19 protein-coding genes are annotated in these 17891 nt (G+C 50.6%); 14 read left to right on the top strand and 5 right to left on the bottom strand.

Features of this window, described 5'->3' with window-relative positions; translation table 11 throughout:
- Positions 1 to 176 precede the first annotated feature (176 nt).
- Positions 177 to 605: a hotdog fold thioesterase gene (locus tag SBL51_RS11900; protein ID WP_317931182.1), complete on the bottom strand. Its 429-nt coding sequence runs from the start codon at positions 603 to 605 to the stop codon at positions 177 to 179.
- A gap of 309 nt (positions 606 to 914) precedes the next feature.
- Complete coding sequence (locus SBL51_RS11895; RefSeq protein ID WP_317931181.1) at positions 915 to 1592, bottom strand: OmpW/AlkL family protein; 678 nt, start codon at positions 1590 to 1592, stop codon at positions 915 to 917.
- 164 nt (positions 1593 to 1756) lie between these two features.
- On the opposite strand from SBL51_RS11895, the gene SBL51_RS11890 reads away from it, so the two are divergent.
- Complete coding sequence (locus tag SBL51_RS11890; RefSeq protein ID WP_317931180.1) at positions 1757 to 2197, top strand: VOC family protein; 441 nt, start codon at positions 1757 to 1759, stop codon at positions 2195 to 2197.
- Positions 2198 to 2258: 61 nt separating this feature from the next.
- Here the strand turns inward: SBL51_RS11890 and SBL51_RS11885 are convergent, their stop codons facing one another.
- Entirely contained in the window at positions 2259 to 3950 is a 1692-nt protein-coding gene (locus SBL51_RS11885) for an ATP-binding protein (protein WP_317931179.1), read from the bottom strand.
- 526 nt (positions 3951 to 4476) lie between these two features.
- Here SBL51_RS11885 and SBL51_RS11880 point away from each other — a divergent pair.
- The 10 genes from SBL51_RS11880 to SBL51_RS11835 all read left to right on the top strand — a co-directional run bounded on the left by SBL51_RS11880 (position 4477) and on the right by SBL51_RS11835 (position 12532).
- Complete coding sequence (locus SBL51_RS11880) at positions 4477 to 5109, top strand: hypothetical protein (protein ID WP_317931178.1); 633 nt, start codon at positions 4477 to 4479, stop codon at positions 5107 to 5109.
- A 14-nt stretch (positions 5110 to 5123) separates the two neighbouring features.
- The gene (locus tag SBL51_RS11875) at positions 5124 to 5630 is read left to right on the top strand and encodes a GTP-binding protein (protein WP_317931177.1); all 507 of its coding nucleotides are present in this window, start codon (positions 5124 to 5126) and stop codon (positions 5628 to 5630) included.
- 3 nt (positions 5631 to 5633) lie between these two features.
- A complete protein-coding gene (locus tag SBL51_RS11870; protein ID WP_317931176.1) occupies positions 5634 to 6026 on the top strand; it encodes a roadblock/LC7 domain-containing protein in 393 nt (130 codons plus the stop codon).
- A 46-nt stretch (positions 6027 to 6072) separates the two neighbouring features.
- Entirely contained in the window at positions 6073 to 6480 is a 408-nt protein-coding gene (locus SBL51_RS11865; RefSeq protein WP_317931175.1) for a hypothetical protein, read from the top strand.
- Positions 6481 to 6528: 48 nt separating this feature from the next.
- Positions 6529 to 8103 (top strand): metallophosphoesterase family protein, encoded by a 1575-nt coding sequence (locus tag SBL51_RS11860; protein WP_317931174.1) that lies wholly within the window; start codon positions 6529 to 6531, stop codon positions 8101 to 8103.
- A 574-nt stretch (positions 8104 to 8677) separates the two neighbouring features.
- Positions 8678 to 9070 carry a roadblock/LC7 domain-containing protein gene (locus SBL51_RS11855; protein ID WP_317931173.1) on the top strand — a complete coding sequence of 131 codons (393 nt, stop codon included), beginning with the start codon at positions 8678 to 8680 and terminating at the stop codon, positions 9068 to 9070.
- A 46-nt stretch (positions 9071 to 9116) separates the two neighbouring features.
- Entirely contained in the window at positions 9117 to 9524 is a 408-nt protein-coding gene (locus SBL51_RS11850) for a hypothetical protein (protein ID WP_317931172.1), read from the top strand.
- Positions 9525 to 9583: 59 nt separating this feature from the next.
- Entirely contained in the window at positions 9584 to 11149 is a 1566-nt protein-coding gene (locus SBL51_RS11845; protein WP_317931171.1) for a metallophosphoesterase family protein, read from the top strand.
- Between the two features lie 288 nt (positions 11150 to 11437).
- Positions 11438 to 11770 carry a hypothetical protein gene (locus tag SBL51_RS11840; protein WP_317931170.1) on the top strand — a complete coding sequence of 111 codons (333 nt, stop codon included), beginning with the start codon at positions 11438 to 11440 and terminating at the stop codon, positions 11768 to 11770.
- Positions 11771 to 11803: 33 nt separating this feature from the next.
- Complete coding sequence (locus tag SBL51_RS11835; protein WP_317931169.1) at positions 11804 to 12532, top strand: putative metalloprotease CJM1_0395 family protein; 729 nt, start codon at positions 11804 to 11806, stop codon at positions 12530 to 12532.
- A gap of 41 nt (positions 12533 to 12573) precedes the next feature.
- On the opposite strand, the gene SBL51_RS11830 is transcribed toward SBL51_RS11835, so the two are convergent.
- A complete protein-coding gene (locus SBL51_RS11830) occupies positions 12574 to 12888 on the bottom strand; it encodes a hypothetical protein (protein ID WP_317931168.1) in 315 nt (104 codons plus the stop codon).
- Between the two features lie 749 nt (positions 12889 to 13637).
- On the opposite strand from SBL51_RS11830, the gene SBL51_RS11825 reads away from it, so the two are divergent.
- Positions 13638 to 14462 (top strand): hypothetical protein, encoded by an 825-nt coding sequence (locus tag SBL51_RS11825; protein WP_317931167.1) that lies wholly within the window; start codon positions 13638 to 13640, stop codon positions 14460 to 14462.
- A 14-nt stretch (positions 14463 to 14476) separates the two neighbouring features.
- Here the strand turns inward: SBL51_RS11825 and ilvY are convergent, their stop codons facing one another.
- A complete protein-coding gene (gene ilvY, locus SBL51_RS11820) occupies positions 14477 to 15343 on the bottom strand; it encodes an HTH-type transcriptional activator IlvY (protein WP_317931166.1) in 867 nt (288 codons plus the stop codon).
- A gap of 137 nt (positions 15344 to 15480) precedes the next feature.
- On the opposite strand from ilvY, the gene ilvC reads away from it, so the two are divergent.
- Together ilvC and pssA are read left to right on the top strand one after the other, a co-directional pair.
- On the top strand, positions 15481 to 16497 hold the full coding sequence (gene ilvC, locus SBL51_RS11815; protein WP_317931165.1) for a ketol-acid reductoisomerase: 1017 nt from the start codon (positions 15481 to 15483) through the stop codon (positions 16495 to 16497).
- Between the two features lie 147 nt (positions 16498 to 16644).
- Positions 16645 to 17484, top strand: coding sequence for a CDP-diacylglycerol--serine O-phosphatidyltransferase (pssA, locus tag SBL51_RS11810; protein WP_317931164.1), 840 nt, complete (start codon positions 16645 to 16647; stop codon positions 17482 to 17484).
- Positions 17485 to 17891: the final 407 nt, after the last annotated feature.

Genomic DNA, 17891 nt, shown 5'->3' with positions numbered 1-17891 from the left:
CGTTAACAACGGGGCTTTTTTATTGGTCTGAAATTAACTCGAGCGCTAACGCCGGTAGATGGGTGGTCGTGAGCCCGGTATGGCTTGGGCTTGCGGGACCAATTCAGCCGCGACTACACATTTATGCGCGTGGTATATGGACGCTTAGAGCCGTTTGGTGGGGATGAGCGAGCCGCTTATCTGCGTACCACCGCCATGGTCAACCGTGAGATACAGGTGAGTTGGTCGTCATCGTCGTGAATCTTAATCTCCCACACGTGGGTAGTCTTGCCCAGGTGAAGCGGTCTGGCGGTGCCGGTCACCTTGCCTTGGCTGACACCGCGCAGGTGATTGGCATTGACCTCCATACCAAAGCAGACATATTGAGTCTGGTCCACCACCAGGTTTGCCCCCAGGCTGCCCAGTGACTCGGCCAGAACGACATTGGCTCCGCCATGAATACGGCCGGTGGGTTGGAAGGTGCGCTGGTCCGCGGGGAGCGTGCCGCGAATATAGTCCGGACCAATTTCGGTAATTTCAATGCCGAGTGATTCTTCGATGGTGCCGGTGCGGATGGTTTGCAGGTGATCTGAGGTGGGGGTTTGAAACCAGATAGGTTGACTCATAGTGGGAATTACAGCTGTGATACAAGGAATGAGGCGAAATAATACCGGCTTGCTGTCGTCTAGCCTAGAGGCAAAAATAGCCAAATTTGTGGGCAAAAAGGGACAAGTTTATTGGTGGTAGGGAACGTTTGTGACTATAAACGCAGGCGGCTCGGCAAGTGAACCCGTAAGGAGACGCCCCACGTAAACCTATTGTGGGGCGTAAGGCTGTATATCAGCGTGCTATTCACTGAGCTTACTATCTTTGTCGGGAGATCGACAAAGGTAACAGCACCACAGCCTGTTTTGTTGGCGTCTTCGCGCCGTTAATTAAAAACGGTAACCGGCGGAGAGGGTGTAGACGAACGGATCGATATCAACATCCACAGAAACTTTATCGCCCGTGTCCAGATCGATATCCGCGGTGGTGGAGATATCGATGTAACGGACGGATGCGTTGAGCAGCCATTTGTCATTTAAGTGGAAGTCAAAACCGGCTTGCAAAGCGTAACCAAAGGAGTTGTCCAGGCTAACATCGCCGCCGGTGCCGAGTGCGGCTTCTAAATCGCTACTCATGTCTTCGCTAAAGAAAATAGTATAGTTAAGGCCGGCACCCACATAGGGTTGGAAATCGCCAATGGGATTAAAGTGGTAAACCGCACTCAGCGTAGGTGGCAGCTGTTTAACATCGGCGATGTCCAGGCCGGCGAGCGCGCCCTTACCTTCAGCGGTGTGTTCAAACGGGGTGGCGGCCAGCAGTTCAACACCAAAATTCTGGGTGACAAAATATTCAACCGTCAGGCCGAGTTGGGTGTTGGAGTCGACATCCACCTTGGCGGGTAGGGCGGTGCCATTTAATTTAACGGCGTCGCTGGAGGCATCGGGAGCCACATGCGTAGCACCAACCCGCAGACTGATTTCGCCGGGTTCATAGGCCATTGCCATAGAGGATAGGGCTAATGCTGAAGCGGCTGTGGTAAGAGTTAAAAACTTATTAGCCATTTTCATCGGGTATTCTCTCTTTTGCTGTGTTGGTTATTGGCGAGGAGAATACCCATGCCGATTCTGGCAATATTGATCTGGATTAAAAAGCGCTACTCAAGCTATTTTTTTCAGGATGGCTGTGCGCTTGAATTGGTAATTCTTGATTTAAAACAAAATGAGAGGTTTGCATGCGTTATTTGCACACTATGGTCCGGGTATCCGACCTGGATGCGTCCCTGGAGTTCTTTTGCAAAGGATTGGGCATGGTCGAAATTAATCGGCACGAAAGTAGCACCGGGCGCTTCACCTTGGTGTTTCTGGCGGCCTCCGAAGACGAAGCGGCCGCTCGGGAAAACAAGGCACCTATGGTGGAACTTACCTATAATTGGGATCCGGAAAACTACACCGGTGGGCGTAATTTTGGCCACTTGGCCTATGCGGTTGCAGATATCTACGAAACCTGTCGCCATTTGATAGCGCTTGGTGTAACCATCAATCGGCCACCGCGCGATGGTCATATGGCCTTTGTGCGCACACCGGATAATATCTCTATTGAATTGATACAGGCAGGAGAGGCACTGCCAGCGGAAGAGCCTTGGGCGTCCATGCCCAATAGCGGCGAGTGGTAAACAGCAATTCTTTGCAGATTATCATTGAAACTCTCCCGGCAGGTTTAGTGCCGGGAGAGGGCTAGTCCATTTGTACGGACTCAATTGCGCGGAATTTGGCGCAATGCTCGAATATGGTGAGATCGGCCGCTGTTGAACGGTATTGGCAAAAACGGGCCACCAGTTTTGCCAAGCCTTTAATGTCACGCCCGCTGGTTTTTGGGAAGTAGTCGGCCAGCGTGTTGTGCATTCCCTCGGCCAATGGCAGGCCAAATTGTTGTGACATCACCTCCCAGATTCGGGCACGCTCCTCACGGGTCGGTGACTGATAACGAATCATGGCAATACAGCGGGAAATGATGGCTTCGTCGATATCATCAATACGGTTGGTGGTCATAAACAGCAGGCCGTTGAAATATTCCAGCACGCGCAAAAACACCCCCACAACCGCATTCATGGTGAGGTTGTCGTCCCGGCGTTTAATATAAACGTCCGCTTCATCGATCAACATAACCGCGCCCCAACGTTGCGCACGAATCAGTACCTCTTTTAAGTTGGCCTCCATCTCGGCCACATTGAGGCCCAGTTGGCCCGAGTGCACCCGATAGAGTGGCCGGTGAATAATCTCCGCGTAGACCTCCGCCGTGAGTGTTTTACCTACCCCGGGAGGGCCACTGCACAACACGGTGGTACCGCCCGATTTCCCCTCAACGATGTCTTCCATCAGCAGTTCCATCTCCGCGGTGAGGATGTCGATCAGCTCGACATGTTCGACGGGGAGCACCAGCTTATCTTTTAACTCTGGTTGATAAACATAAGGTTTTAAATTATCGACATGCACCCAGAGGTGATGGTGCAGCTCTAGGTGAAAGAGCAGGATGAATCCGTGCATGGGTATTACGCTAAAGGCATCGGATGTCATCGCCTCACTGAGTGCCAAAATCGCCTTTTCAGTCGCGATATGAAACGGGGAGGTGCGATCCATCTTTTTAAGAATGGGGCGCAGGATCTGTTTGGACTGCTCCAGAGTCAGTTCGCGATTGGTGAGTATGGCTTCGTCGTTAACCAGTCGGGCAGGTGAGCCGGTGGTTGACAAGATAACTCGGGGCTTGCGCGTCCAGTCGTTGTTGCGGGTGTTGGACGACGGGTCTTCTGCATAGATCCCCGTACCTAGGCCTGAGAACTGTTCACCACTGGCTGAGCGCCACTCGCGATAGAGTTCGTCGGCCAAATCATATTGTTGCAGCAGCAGCTCGGTCTCTTTTACATAACCTTTTTCGAGCAGTAGCGTGGCTGGGTTGCCACCGGGCGTGAGGTCGCGCTCGGTTATAATGATTTGTGTGTTGGCCAGTTTGCCACGACTGTTGGCTTTAATTTCAATAAGAATTCGAGCCTGGTCTTCACCGCTGGCGGAGGTGAAATCGATTCGGCTGACAACATAGGGAAGTAGTGATCCGCCACCGTCAGGAAGGAAGAGCCAGCCGCGCGTTGTATTGGTTGTGATGTAGGTGATGACTTCAACCAGAAACTCTTCCAGGTTTTCCACCGCCGACGGGGCTTGATCTTTTATGTTGAGCAAGGCTTGGACAGTGGCGTGTTTATTTGCATTTGTAGCTTCGTAAGTCGTCGCCAGAAAACCCAGGTTGTCCCGGCTGAGTGACTGTGGGTCCACCTCGACTCGCCCAGCTAACTTTAGTTGTTCCTGCCAGTGTTGTGTTTCTGGGAAGCGTTCAAATAGTGCCAGAGCCACGCTTCGCTCAAGGTGTAGTTTCATTGCCATCTCCCAATAGAGTCATAAAGTGCCCGGGAGCTGATTGCAATGGTTGTACCTAAGCTAACAGATTGAAAAACAAGTATTTTCTGCCTTTCGGATTGTTGCTAATACAACAAATGACGAAGGTTGGCGCGAAAAGTTACAAATGTGTGTCTGTTATCGCTCAGGACGGAAAAATATATAAGCAATGGTTATATTTTTTTAAGTATTTTTTGAATCTATCAGGCTGAATTTTATTTTCCGTAGTTATTAAACCTAAGGTTTTTTTGTTGCTAAAAGGATTGGTGCGACAAAATTATATGCTTCGGCTTTTTTTAACACAGTGAGGTAAAAGCGATCTTTAACACTTATTCAAAAAACATACTACGCTATACAAAGTGCTCTGTGCGGGTCGTCACAATCGAACAAAGCTGAGTTTAAAGGTTGTTCGATAGTGAAAGAATCTAAGCAAAATATCTCATTTTTATCGAAGACAGTGGGACCGTTGTTTGTTGGTGACGGCCGGTTATTTTTTGTGGCAGGTTGAATGAATAGAACCATTAAACTGTGTGGCTTTAGTAAAAATGATGAGCTGGTTTTTACCAGCCTACTTTCTCTGCTATCGAATAAAACAGAGGATCACTGGGCAGTGATCAGCAGCGGTAACGCTCAGGTTTCTGTTGTCGATGTGGACAACTTTACTGACGACAAATTGATTACAGCTGTCGAGCCAAATTGCGATCGCGTTATTGCTTACGGTAATCGACGTTTGAACAATGGCTATCTAACCTTGGCAAAGCCATTAAGAGCTGCCTCGATTTTGAAGTGCCTGGCAGACCTGGAAGTCACTTCCAGTGCCCACGAATTTGCCGAAGATCACCGGGCTGTCGAGTATGCTTATCACTTGCGGCGGTGGCCGCCGATTGACGTCATGGCTGAATTTCCCGGTGCCGCGCGTATATGCGCACTGCTTATTAAGCAGGTGATAACTGCCGAACATCTATCAGATTTAACTGGCATTGAGCTGGATAAGATTAAAAGTTTTATTGGTGTTGGCTTGGCGGATGGATTTCTCGTGCTGAAAGAGCGCACGCAGACTACAACCAGCATGAAAAGGGATAAGGGACATTTGCAACCGCTATTTGCAAAACTTCGGTTAAAGTTTGGAGCTAAAGCCTAGTGGAGCTCAAAATAGTGATCACCGGCACCGCAGCGGTTGGCAAAACAACCGCTATTCAATCGATCAGCGATCGCCCACCTGTTACCACCGATCAAGCCGCTACAGATGGTCTGGCCATTGTCAAGGATACTACGACAGTGGCCTTCGACTTCGGTGAAATAGTATTGCCGGATGAGACTATCGTTCGGGTTTATGGAACGCCGGGGCAGGAGCGCTTCCGTCATATGTGGGAGATAATTGCCGAAGGAGCTCTCGGGTTTATTATTTTGGTGGATGCCAGTAGGGACGAGCCGGTAGTGGACTTGGATATGTATCTGGCCAATTTCCAGAAAAATATTGCTGAAAGTTCTGCTGTGGTTGGCGTTACCCGTAGTGAACAAAATCCCAACGTAATGAACGAGATTTATCAGTATCTGGAAAATCAACAGCTAATTTATCCGGTAATGGCGGTAGACCCCAGAGAGAAAACGGATATGAAGCAATTATTGCTGTCTTTAATTGCAATGCTGGAGTGTTATTAATTTATGTCTGACAAAAAACAGATAGTAATTAAAAAGCAGGATGTCGAAAGTAATTTAACCCGGCTGCTGCAGAGTAATGAAGGAATTTACGCCGCCCTTTTATCCAGTGTTGATGGCCATGCTCTGGCTAAACAAAGCAGTCGTGATTTCTCTGATTCCCGTTTGGCCGCCATGACCAGCTCTTGTCTGGCATTGGGCGAAAAAATGGCGCTCGAGGCACAACAGGCGGGCTGCAATTTTGTGATTATCCAAAATCAGGACGGATTCATGGTGTTGCGTAGAGTGGGTGACAAATTGGTTATTTCGACAATGGCAACCAAGAATGTGAATTTGGGGTTGGTATTGTCCGCTACCAATGTTGTAGCCGAAGAGTTGGAAAAGGCCATTCAAAATTAATAAAAACCGAAAGGTGTGTTTTTTTCTTTAATCGATGGAGAAAGCTATGAGTCAATTAGATACAGCCTGTCAAAACTTAATTTCAGAAGTAAACGATGCTTTAGGGGCTGCAGTAGTCGACCTATCTTCCGGGTTGCTGTTGTCTGCCCACCATAATGTGCCTTACTTTACCCAGAGCTATCTGGATGCGGTAGCGGCTGCTGCAGTGGATATGTTTCGGGGTAAAAACGTAAATACGGTGGAGAGCCTGTTGTCGAACCAGCGCGGTATCGAGGTGAGAAATTCCATTAAAGAGGTACAAATGAGTACCGACCATACGTTCCACTTTATGTCGGTGGTGCCTGGCAAAGAAAACTGCCTGTTGGTGCTGATCACCGGTCGTAAAGCCAATCTTGGTATGGGCTGGTCCGCTTTGCGTAGCTCCTTGACCGTGATCGCACCGTTGTGCCCTTAAGCGCCGTCCGCGTTTAAACCGAGGGTGGTCGCGATTAGTGATTTAGTCATGCTGCCCTCGTTGGGTGGGGCAATACTCATCACCGAGCAACAACTGCGCGATGTGTTGAACTGCCCCGTGGCCCTGGCTCGCAACAGCGAGTTTCTTGGGCGGCCGGCAACGCAACTGTTTGCCGATGATCACCTGGTGGCAAAATTGCGCTCCGACTTTGTCTTTCGACCGGTCGATGTGGAGCGCAAGGCCCAGGCCGCCCGCGCCCAGGAAATTACTGTGGCTGTCTACCACCCGAGTAAAACCTGGTTTTATCTGCGCGACGGTGACGATCTCGTCATTGGTAGCGTCATGCCTAAGTTGGAACCGCTGCACCTGGCTTTCGAGCGCATGTTAAGTGGGCCGGAGTGTGATTTGGTCAGTTTGCTAAGGCAGTGGTTTCGTCTCTACTTCTCCGTCGCGGCCCAGCACAAAAAAAGGCTGGATGAGGGTCTCTCCAATTTTGGCCTGGACGAGAATGGTCGCCTCTACTACCTGGACGACGACCTCTATGCGTGGTATGACTTTACCGCTTTCAGCTGCATGTTTGCTGTCTGGTGCCGACAATACCCAACTATTTCGGAAGACTTCTGCCGTGTGCTGATCCGCTGCCTAGTTGAGCAGTTGCTCGAACACTTTGCTTCGCCGCATCTATTGCGGGTTGTTTATGGACAAGTGCGTGACCTGGACGCCTACAATGACAGGGAGCGGCGTCTTTTTAGTTTGGTAGTGGAGTTGTTGGCAGCGGAGATCAAGCGCTTTAACACCACTTTGATAAAGTCCGATCTTGGCCTAGTGGATGATGCCTCGGTTGCAGATAGTAGCCTGGGTGGTGAAGATCCAAGTTGTAATGAGCCTGGCATTATGGCTGTGCTTGCCGATGTGCATGCCAATGCGCCGGCGTTGGAGGCGGTACTGGCGGAACTCGATCGCCTAGGGGTCAAAAAAATATTATTGTTAGGGGATGTCGTTGGCTATGGTCCGCACCCCAATGAGTGCATTGAATTGATTCAAGCACGCAGCTGCTTAACGGTACAGGGCAATCACGATTACGCGGCGGTGAGTGGTGATGTCCATCGAGGTTTCTCCAAGATGGCGCGCTGGGCCATCGAGTGGACCCAGCCGCGTCTGTCGATTGAGTCGAAACAGTTTTTGTCGAGCTTGCCTCCGCAGTTGCGCATTGGCAGTTGGTTAGCCGTGCACGGCGCACCCATCGATAAACATTTTTTTTATGCCTATGTATATCAGATGACCTACCAGGCTAACCTCGATTGGCTACAGAGTCACGAGGTGCCAATTGCGTTTCACGGCCACAGTCATACTCAGTCGGTTTATCAACGTTTTCGCAGAGAGGATTACCACTTTAAAGAGGGCGATGTCCAGCTGCGTGAATCATCTTGGTCTTTAGTGTGCCCAGGCTCGGTAGGGCAGCCGCGTTGTGGTGACTGGCGGGCGGAGTTCGCTCTGTTTGATCCTGCATCCGCCTCGGTGAAGTTCAGAAAGCTCAAGTACGACCTGCAATACACCATGACCGATATGCGGCAGCTGGGCTTTCCATCGGCGTTGGTTGACCGTTACGCCGATGGAAAATGAGCTGTGTGGGTGACCACCACCGGTATGGGTTGTAAAGACTCGATGGCAGAGCTCGATTTTTATTTCGGTGATAGCTAATTTATGTGGTTGGCAAAAAGCCGATCCTTTTTTATTCGATTTTCCCTTCTGTAATCTTCATTCAATTTGATTTTTCCTTCCCAATTGAACACTAATACAAATAATTCCTAATTTTGTTACCACGGCGTTGGGTATCAGATTTTTATTTTTTTTGCCTCTTGGCGCGTTGTTTTCTAAATAGCTGCTAATATTTGATCTTGATTGCCAATTTTTTGATTTAAACCTAGACGCTTGAGGCAAAGGTGTATCCGTCATTCAAAATGGTTACAAGCGCCTGTGCTGCTGTAGATATTGAGAACGGTCGTTCCAGGTGACTTGGGTTTTTGACGAAAAAGGCTGATCGCCAGGTGCTGCAGTGATAAGCGGCACTGGATATTTTTATTGATGCTTACAGGTGGCAGATATTTGTTCGATCAGAGTGATAGGTCTTGCGGATGAACCGGATAAGTAAATGTTGTTGTTGCCTATGATTGGGTTGGTTGAGTGTTATTAATTTATGTCTGAAAAAAAACAGATTGTGATTAAAAAGCAGGATGTCGAAACTAATTTGACCCGGCTGCTACAGAGTAATGAAGGAATTTATGCCGCACTTTTGTCCAGTGTTGATGGGCATGCGTTAGCCAAGCAGAGCAAGCGGGACTTCTCTGATTCCCGCTTGGCGGCAATGACCAGCTCGTGTCTGGCGTTGGGTGAGAAGATGGCTCTCGAGGCACAGCAGGCCGGTTGCAACTTTGTGATTATACAGAATCAGGATGGTTTTATGGTGCTGCGCAGAGTGGGTGACAAATTGGTTATTTCGACAATGGCAACCAAGAATGTGAATTTGGGGTTGGTGTTGTCTGCTACCAACGCTGTGGCTGTAGAGTTGGAAAAGGCCATTCAAAATTAATAAAAACTGAATGAGTGTTCAGTCCTTTTGATCGATGGAGAAAAATATGAGTGATTTAGATTTAGCCTGTCAGAGTTTGATCGGAGATGTTAGCGATGCTCTTGGTGCTGCGGTTGTCGACCTATCTTCCGGGTTGTTGTTGTCTGCCCACCACAACGTGCCTTACTTTACCCAGAGCTATCTGGATGCGGTAGCGGCCGCAGCAGTGGATATGTTCCGCGGCAAAAATATCAGCACTGTAGAGGGCCTGCTGTCCAACCAGCGCGGCGTCGAGGTGAGAAATTCCATTAAAGAGGTACAAATGAGTACCGATCATACCTACCACTTTATGTCGGTTGTGCCGGGTAAAGAGGATTGTCTGCTGGTGCTGATCACCGGTCGTAAAGCTAACCTGGGTATGGGCTGGTCAGCCTTGCGTAAATCGCTAACGGTAATTGCGCCGTTGTGCCCCTAAGCGCTTGCGTGTTTAAGTAAAGGGCAGTTGCGATTAACGATTTAGTCATACTGCCCTCGTTGGCTGGGGCGACAATCATCGCCGAGCAGCAACTGCGCGATGTGTTGAACTGCCCCATCGCCCTAGCTCGCAACAGCGAGTTTCTTGGGCGGCCGGCAACGCAACTGTTTGCCAATGATTATTTAGTGGCGAAATTGCGCTCTGACTTTGTTTTTCGACCGGTCGATGTAGAGCGTAAAGCCCGCGCCGCCCGCGCCCAGGAATTCAGTGTGGGTGTTTACCACCCGGCCAAAACCTGGTTTTATCTGCGTGACGATGAAGCTCTTGTCATCGGTAGCGTTACGCCTAAGTTGCAACCCTTGCACCTGGCTTTCGAGCGCCTGTTAAGTGGGCCGGAGAGCGATTTGGTCAGTTTGCTGCGGCAGTGGTTTCGCCTCTATTTCTCTGTCGCTACCGGCCATAAAAAACGGTTGGACGAAGGTCTCTCTAATTTTGGCCTGGACCGCAATGGCCGCCTTTACTACCTCGATGACGACCTCTATGCCTGGGATGACTTTACCGCTTTCAGCCGTGCGTTTGCCGTCTGGTGCCGACAATACCCAGCCATTTCCGAAAACTTCTGCCGTGTGTTGATCCGCTGCCTGGTGGAGCAGTTGCTCGAGCAATTTTCTTCACCACATCTGTTGCGGGTTGTTTATGGGCAATTGCGTGACCTGGATGCTTACAACGACAGGGAGCGGCGTCTTTTTAGTTTGGTGGTGGAGTTGCTGGCGGTGGAGATCAAGCGCTTGAATTCCACGTTGGCGAAATCGCCCGATAACGGCTCCTCTGTTGCTGCGGTGGCGTTGATAGATGCCGAGGATGATGAAACTCCCTCGCCTCATGATGATGGGGTTATAGCGATTATTGCCGATGTGCATGCCAATGCTCCGGCGTTGCAGGCGGTGCTGGAGGAAGTTGATCGCCTGGGAGTCAAAAAGATTTTGCTGCTGGGGGATATCGTTGGTTATGGCCCGCACCCCAATGAGTGTGTTGAATTAATTCGAACGCGCAGCTGCTTGACGGTACAGGGCAATCACGACTACGCGGCAGTGAGTGGTGATGTGCACCGGGGTTTTTCCAAGATGGCACGTTGGGCTATCGAGTGGACCCGGCCCCGGCTGTCGATTGATTCGAAGCGGTTCTTATCGAGCCTGCCACCACAGTTGCGACTCAACAATTGGTTGGCGGTACACGGTGCGCCCATCGATAAACACTTTTTTTATGCGTACGTTTATCAGATGACCTACCAGGATAACCTAGATTGGTTACAGAGCCATGAGGTGCCGATTGCGTTCCACGGTCATAGTCATACGCAGTCGGTTTATCAGCGCTATCGCAATAAGGATCAGCTTAGTAAAGCGGGTGAGATTCGTTTGTGTGAGCCGTCGTGGGCTTTGGTATGCCCAGGTTCGGTGGGGCAGCCGCGTAGTGGTGACTGGCGGGCGGAGTTCGCGCTGTTTGATCCGGTGTCGGCGACCGTGAGTTTCAAAAAGCTCGACTATGAGCTGCAACAAACCATGGCCGATATGCGGCAGCTGGGTTTTCCTTCGGCGTTGATTGATCGCTACGCCGAGGGAAGATGAGCGCGGATGCAGCGTTTTTCATTTTCCTAAACTCGTTAAATGCCTTTTCTATTGGCTTTCCTATTGTCTAACTGGCGTTGTCTGCCCAGGTATATCACCGGCCCGTATCATTTTTCTGCCCGCTAATATAAATAATTGCTAATTATTTTATTGAGCCTCAGCGAGATGATTTTTATGTTTAAAAAGGGGCAGTGTTCGATTTGATGTGAATTATTAATCTTAATTAACGGTTTCTGGTTGAAATATAAACGTTTAATATTTACGTTCATCTGACTTTAGGGTTTTAACATGAATGTCGACGGTGCATTGAATTCATCATTCGTTACTCAGTCCTCTTCAAGTGGTGGACTGAACCGCAGTCGCACCGGCGAGGGTATTGGCAGTGTGTTGAATGAGGGGGTGTCTGGTATCCGTAACGCCTCTGAGCAGCTTTACTCTGCGGCGACCACTCTGGCCAATGTGGGCACAACGTATCAGTCTGAGGGGGTATTGGTGAGCGATGCCGATATTACCAATGCCTTGGTACAGCAGCGCCAAGGACAAGTGCTGTTCGATGCTTCTGCAAAGGTAGTTTCTGTTGCCGATGATTTGGCCGGTCGTTTAATTGATGAGGTTGTGTAACGGCAGCGTGTTATTTAAGCCGTTTAGAGAGCCATGAATACTGGTAGTATCAACACCAGCTTTGTTAATGTCGTAACGCCGTTCTCCTCCGGCGTACGGGAAGATATTGCCAACCCTTTGCGTTCCGCACCGCTACCGCCGATTCAACAGGCTGAAACCGTCGACCGGACCAGCAATCGTGTTGAGCGCCGCACAACACCTGCCAGCCGAGTGGAACAAGATGCAGGCGAGGTTGATGAATCTTCTACCCCTGAGGCGGTGCAGTTCGCTCAACCCGAGGGCTTCTCAGCTGCGCTCAGTGAGCAGGAGCTGGCTACCTTACAAAAGCTGAAATTGGTGGACCAGTCGGTAAGGGATCACGAGCAGGCCCACCAGTCGGTTGCCGGGCAATTTGCGGGTAGTGCCAATTTCGATTTTGATACTGGGCCGGATGGCAACCGCTATGCCGTCGCGGGCGAGGTGCCTATTAGGTTGCCGGTGGGTGATGGCGACCCGCAGCAGAGACTACGGCAGGCCGATCAGGTTATTCGTGCTGCGCTGGCGCCGGTAGACCCCTCCAGTCAGGATCGTTCGATTGCCGCTCGGGCTGTGCAAATAAAGAATGATGCCAAGTCCGATCTTCGTGAGGAGCAGCGTGGTGCATCCTCTGCAGCCGAGGGGGCAGGTCAAAATCGCTTAAACCCAGCTGCGCTGGCCTACCCTGCGTTGGTGGCGGCAGAGGCCGCTCAGCAACCTGGGCAGACTGTCGCTACTCAGGTTTGATTGCCTCTCGGGCGTAAAATCTTAGCGCCTTTTCTCTCGTTTCACTCCTCCCATACCCAGCGCAATGGCTGCCCGAAGTCGTCTTTAATGAGAACTTTGCGTGGCTTCCTGCGCGGCGGAGCCTTCTCTTTCGCCGCTGGTTTGCGGCGACTCTCAATGGCAGCTATGGCATCAGGTACTGGTGTTCGTGTTTCGCTGGGCTTGTCGACGGATTGTGCTTTGAAGGGGTGTAGGGCGAAGGCTCGGCTGCTCTCACCTTGCTGATGCTCGCTCACCTGGCCGCCACTTTGCAAAAATTCGCTCACCTGCTGGTTAATTTCAGCTCTGACTTCGGCTTTGGTTTTTGGTCGTTTCATGGTTGCGGTGGCGTTAGTGGGGTAGTGGCATGCCTAAGTTTAGGTTATTGAGCAATCAACCCGCTATTTTCAATAACCCTGCTCTTTTTCTCAACTCTATTGGACGTTAACGGAACAATTTGTGCCCCGTTGGTAAGCACGTGTGTTTGAGGCTTTGTCAATTAATTGACCTGAACAGTAGGTTTTAATTTGGGGGTGGACCAGTTCGTCTTTTTTTTAAGCACTTCCACTACAATGCGATTTGGTGGTTGGATCAGCGACTTATCCACAGGTAATGCAGAGGGTTGTTCAGCTATTTTGTGTAGAAGTTGCTGTCTGAAACTTTCTATCAACGATTTCTTCTATTTTCACAAAATCTAAGCGGGAGCCGCTGGATTTAATATAAGTCAATGAAAATTGGGCAAAATTTCTTTATGCAGAGAGATCGTCAATGTTTTGATGGGTGTGACAAAATTGACATGCTGGACTGGCAATGTGTGTGCGCACTATTTGTCCACAGTTGTAGTAGTTTGCATGCTCGTGGGGCAGGTTGGCGTTTGATACAGCCTGCGCCGCTGTGGAATTAGACGGCCGCTGCGTCTGTTGATTGTTCGGAGGTGCCTCATCTGATGGTGGTAGTGACGAAAATGTGGTTACTGACGCTGATTGACCGCTCCGAATAAGGCTGTCGATTGGTGACATGAGCTGATATAAACCCTATCTAATAATTAAGTTTGGCGACCTCCACAGGGGTCTAAGGGAAGGAAGTTATGTCTCGATTGAAATTGACTATTCTGACGATGCTGGGGGCAGGGTTGCTACCGATGGTAGCGAAGGCTCAGCCGATTACCCATCTCTATTTTGGTTTGGCTGGATCCGAGAGTACTTTCGAACAGTCAGCGGTGCAGGCGAGCTATAGCTATCTGGGGGGAGTGGAGGCCTTCGACTTGACCTCCTCCAATGATGAAGATGGTGGTTGGCATCTCACCTACGGTTACCAATTCCGCAAGCATTGGGCGGTTGAAGCGCAGATCTTCGACGGCGGCAAATATAAGATGGTGGGTTCGCATCAAGTGGCAGACCAGTATCTTGGCTACTACACCTTGGGTGTTTTGGATGCCGGCGGCAATGTGGTGGAAGGGGACGCGGTAGACGTCTTTGCCAGCTACGATGGCTATTCGGTCTCCACGGTGCATCAGCAGGGGCTCTCTGTTCTGGGGGTGGGCATTTTGCCGGTGACCCGTTGGCTCTATTTGAAGGCCAAGTTAGGCTTTGGCTTGGTCTCCAGCACCTCAGAGGTGAAGATCATTGATCAATTCCCCGATGTACTGCTGCTGGGCAGTTATGAGTTCGACCCAGTGACGGGAGACCCTGTCATTGCCGATGTGCTCTTCCCGGGGGGGGAGAGCAAGCGCAGTGGTACTGCGACCGATACCTCCATCCCACTTATATACGGCCTGGAGGCGAGTTTGCGTTGGCAGCGTGATTGGGATATTTCCCTGTTCTGGCAGGTATTCAGCGAGGTTGATGGTGGTTTCTTTGGCGATTCCGCCGATTTGGAAACCATGGGGGTGCAGGTTACCTTCCACTATTAGTCTGCTTTTAATAGCTATTGGCTTTGCCAGAAGCCATTCACGATTGGATCCTGTAGTCGTTTTCTGAGAGCAAACAGGCCGATTTCGAAATGACCCACCGCCGTGCTTTGCGGCAGTGCGATCACCCGATCTTTCAGCGGGCTGTTTTCCAGAACAATCTCTGGTACCACGCCGGCGCCAAAGCCCAGGGCGACCATGCTGACGATGGCCTCATTGCCGGCAACCTGGGCGTAGATTCGCGGTTTTAATTTACTTCTGGTTAGCCAGGCCTCGGTTTTATCACGTGCTGGGCCCTCCATGGAGACTATCATTGGGGTCTGTTGCCAGAAGCGTCTGGTATTGCGGTGATACAGGTCGGCGGACTCACGGTTGGCAATCAACAGCAGTGGCGTGGTTTGGATGCGGCGAAAGTCGACGCCGCGGGGCAGTCGTTCCGGCATGGCGGCAATGGCAATATCTTCAGTCTCGTCCCTCACTCGGTGGATGCCTTGAGCTGGGTCGCCGGTGTTGAGCTTGATGTCGATGTTGGGTTGACGTTTACGAAAGTCGTGCAAAATCTCGTACAAAAAGCTGTAGCTGGCGGTGACTGAGCAGAATATCTTCAATTCACCCGTCAAGCCCAAAACCTCCTGTGATACGGCGGCTTTGGCCTGTTGCCACTGTTTCAGCAGCTGCTGGGCCTGCTCTTGGAAGACCCGGCCTTCCCGGGTTAGGCTGACGTGACGGTTATCCCGTTGAAAAAGCTGTGCGCCGAGCTCCGTTTCCAGAGCCTGAATGGCCCGGCTAAGTGCAGATGGGCTTAGATGGCAGGACTCCGCCGCACGTCCAAAATGTAAATTGTCGGCGAGTGCGAGGAACAGTGTAAGTGCCTTGTCATCCATTGTGTTGCAGCCTGTGCATCATGACGTTTCAAATATTTCATTTTACGCAATAAATTCGAGTGCGTACACTTAGCGCGTTTTTTAAGCAGTGCCACGCTCGGCAGGCAACCTAAGCAGACTAATATCAGGAGAGCATCATGCAAATTTACTACGACAAAGACTGCGACCTTTCAATTATCCAGGGTAAAAAAGTGGCCATTATCGGCTATGGCTCACAGGGACATGCCCACGCTTGTAACCTTAATGATTCAGGCGTTGATGTGACCGTTGGTCTGCGCCCTGGCTCTGCCTCTGCGGCCAAGGCAGAAGCGCACGGTTTAAAGGTTGCCGGTGTGGCAGATGCCGTTGCCGGTGCGGACCTGGTGATGATCCTCACTCCCGATGAGTTCCAGGGTGCTCTCTATAAAGAGGTGATTGAGCCAAACATCAAGCAGGGTGGCACCATGGCCTTCGCTCATGGTTTCTCAATTCACTACAACCAAATTGTTCCCCGTAGTGATTTGGATGTGATCATGATCGCACCCAAAGCTCCCGGTCACACTGTTCGTAATGAGTATGTTAATGGCGGTGGTATTCCCGACCTGATCGCGGTATTCCAGGATGCCTCTGGCCGCGCCAAAGAGCTGGCGTTGAGCTACGCTTCTGCGATTGGGGGTGGTCGCACCGGTATCATCGAAACCACCTTTAAAGATGAGACTGAAACCGACCTGTTTGGTGAGCAGGCTGTGTTGTGCGGCGGCTGTGTTGAGTTGGTGAAAGCTGGGTTTGAGACCTTGGTGGAAGCGGGCTACGCACCGGAAATGGCCTACTTCGAGTGTCTGCACGAGTTAAAACTGATCGTTGATCTGATGTACGAAGGCGGTATCGCCGATATGAACTACTCCATCTCCAACAATGCTGAGTATGGTGAATACGTTACTGGCGGTGAAGTGATTAACGATCAATCTCGAGCTGCAATGCGCAATGCGCTGAAGCGCATTCAATCGGGCGAGTATGCCAAAATGTTCATTAGCGAAGGTGCTACAAATTACCCCTCTATGACGGCGCATCGTCGTAACAATGCCGCCCATGGTATTGAGGTGGTTGGTGAGCAGCTGCGTTCAATGATGCCTTGGATCACCTCGAAGAAAATTATCGACAAGTCCAAAAACTAATCTGTGGGCACCTGCTCGCGGTCTTTCGGCCGGTGAGAAGTCCAACAACAAACGCGACCCTCGGGTCGCGTTTGTTGTTTAAAGAGCGGAAATGTCGAGCTATTATGCCCGGATTACCAGCCTCCACTGACCTACAGAGATGAGATTGTGACAGAGACCGAACGCGAACCCAATCAACCAGAAGCCAATGCTGCACCACCGGTAGAAACCATATTTCCGGTCGATGAGCATGTTGAAGAGATCCAGGTCGGTGATCAAAAAGTGCGGCGTAAAGGTATCTATCTGCTGCCCAATCTGTTTACCACCGGCGCACTCTTCAGTGGCTTTTACGCCACCGTGGCTGCTACTCAACACAATTTTGAGCATGCTGCTATTGCCCTGATCGTGGCGGGTATTCTGGATGGGTTGGATGGCCGTATTGCCCGATTAACCAACACCTCCAGTGAATTTGGTGTTCAGTACGACTCCATGTCGGACCTGGTCTCATTTGGTGTGGCGCCTTCTATTTTAATGTTCAATTGGGCGCTGGTGCTATTGGGTAAATTGGGGTGGGCAATTGCCTTTGCCTACGTGGCGTGTGCGGCGCTGCGCTTGGCTCGCTTTAATGCACAAGTCAAAACGGCAGATAAACGTTATTTTGTCGGCCTGGCAAGCCCAGCCGCTGCTGGGTTGATCGCGACCATGGTATGGACCGGGTTTGATGTTGACGTAGGCGGTGGGCTGGCACTGCTGGTCGGTATGGTAACCCTCGGGGTCGCTCTGTTGATGGTCTCCAATGTGCGCTACCAAAGCATGAAGGGTATCGATTTTAGGGGCAGGGTACCCTTTGTTTTTATATTGGTGATGGTAATGCTGTTTGCGATTATCACTATTGATCCGCCCCGGGTGCTTCTGCTGATTGGCGTGCTGTACGCCGCTTCAGGTCCTTTGCAAACACTGTTTCGAATCGGTTTTAAACGCTTTGGTAAAGAGAAGTCGGCACAATAATGTTGAAAAATCATTCGAATTGATTCCTTTCTGGGCAATCTGATATTCGCGCAAAAATAATTGTTGCCAAGCTACTGCCGCTCTCGTATAGTTCGCGCCCTCGCTCAGGCAGGGCCGCTGGCCAGCCGAGAGAGTCATCAGGCAGGAAGTTAATCCCGCCTTGATGAGTGCAAGAGGCTATCAGCCGGAAGCGTTTGGCAGTGATCGATTGGGCAGTTTCTGTCGCTATCAAATCTCCAAAATCTTTCCAAAATAAAAGCTTGCACAAGGGTTTTAGATGCGTATAATGCGCATCCCTACGTTGGAGCAGGGGTTCTGAATCGGCCTTAAGGTTGGGGTCAGAAAGGAAGCTGCAACGGGCTTAAGAGCTGAGCTTTTAAGCCAAAACGGTGGCTGCTAGACGCGCC

The sequence above is a fragment of the Halioxenophilus sp. WMMB6 genome (assembly GCF_033283405.1).
GTDB lineage: Bacteria > Pseudomonadota > Gammaproteobacteria > Pseudomonadales > Cellvibrionaceae > Halioxenophilus.
Note: the sequence above shows the minus strand (reverse complement) of the source record. Positions and strands in the feature narration are given on the sequence as shown.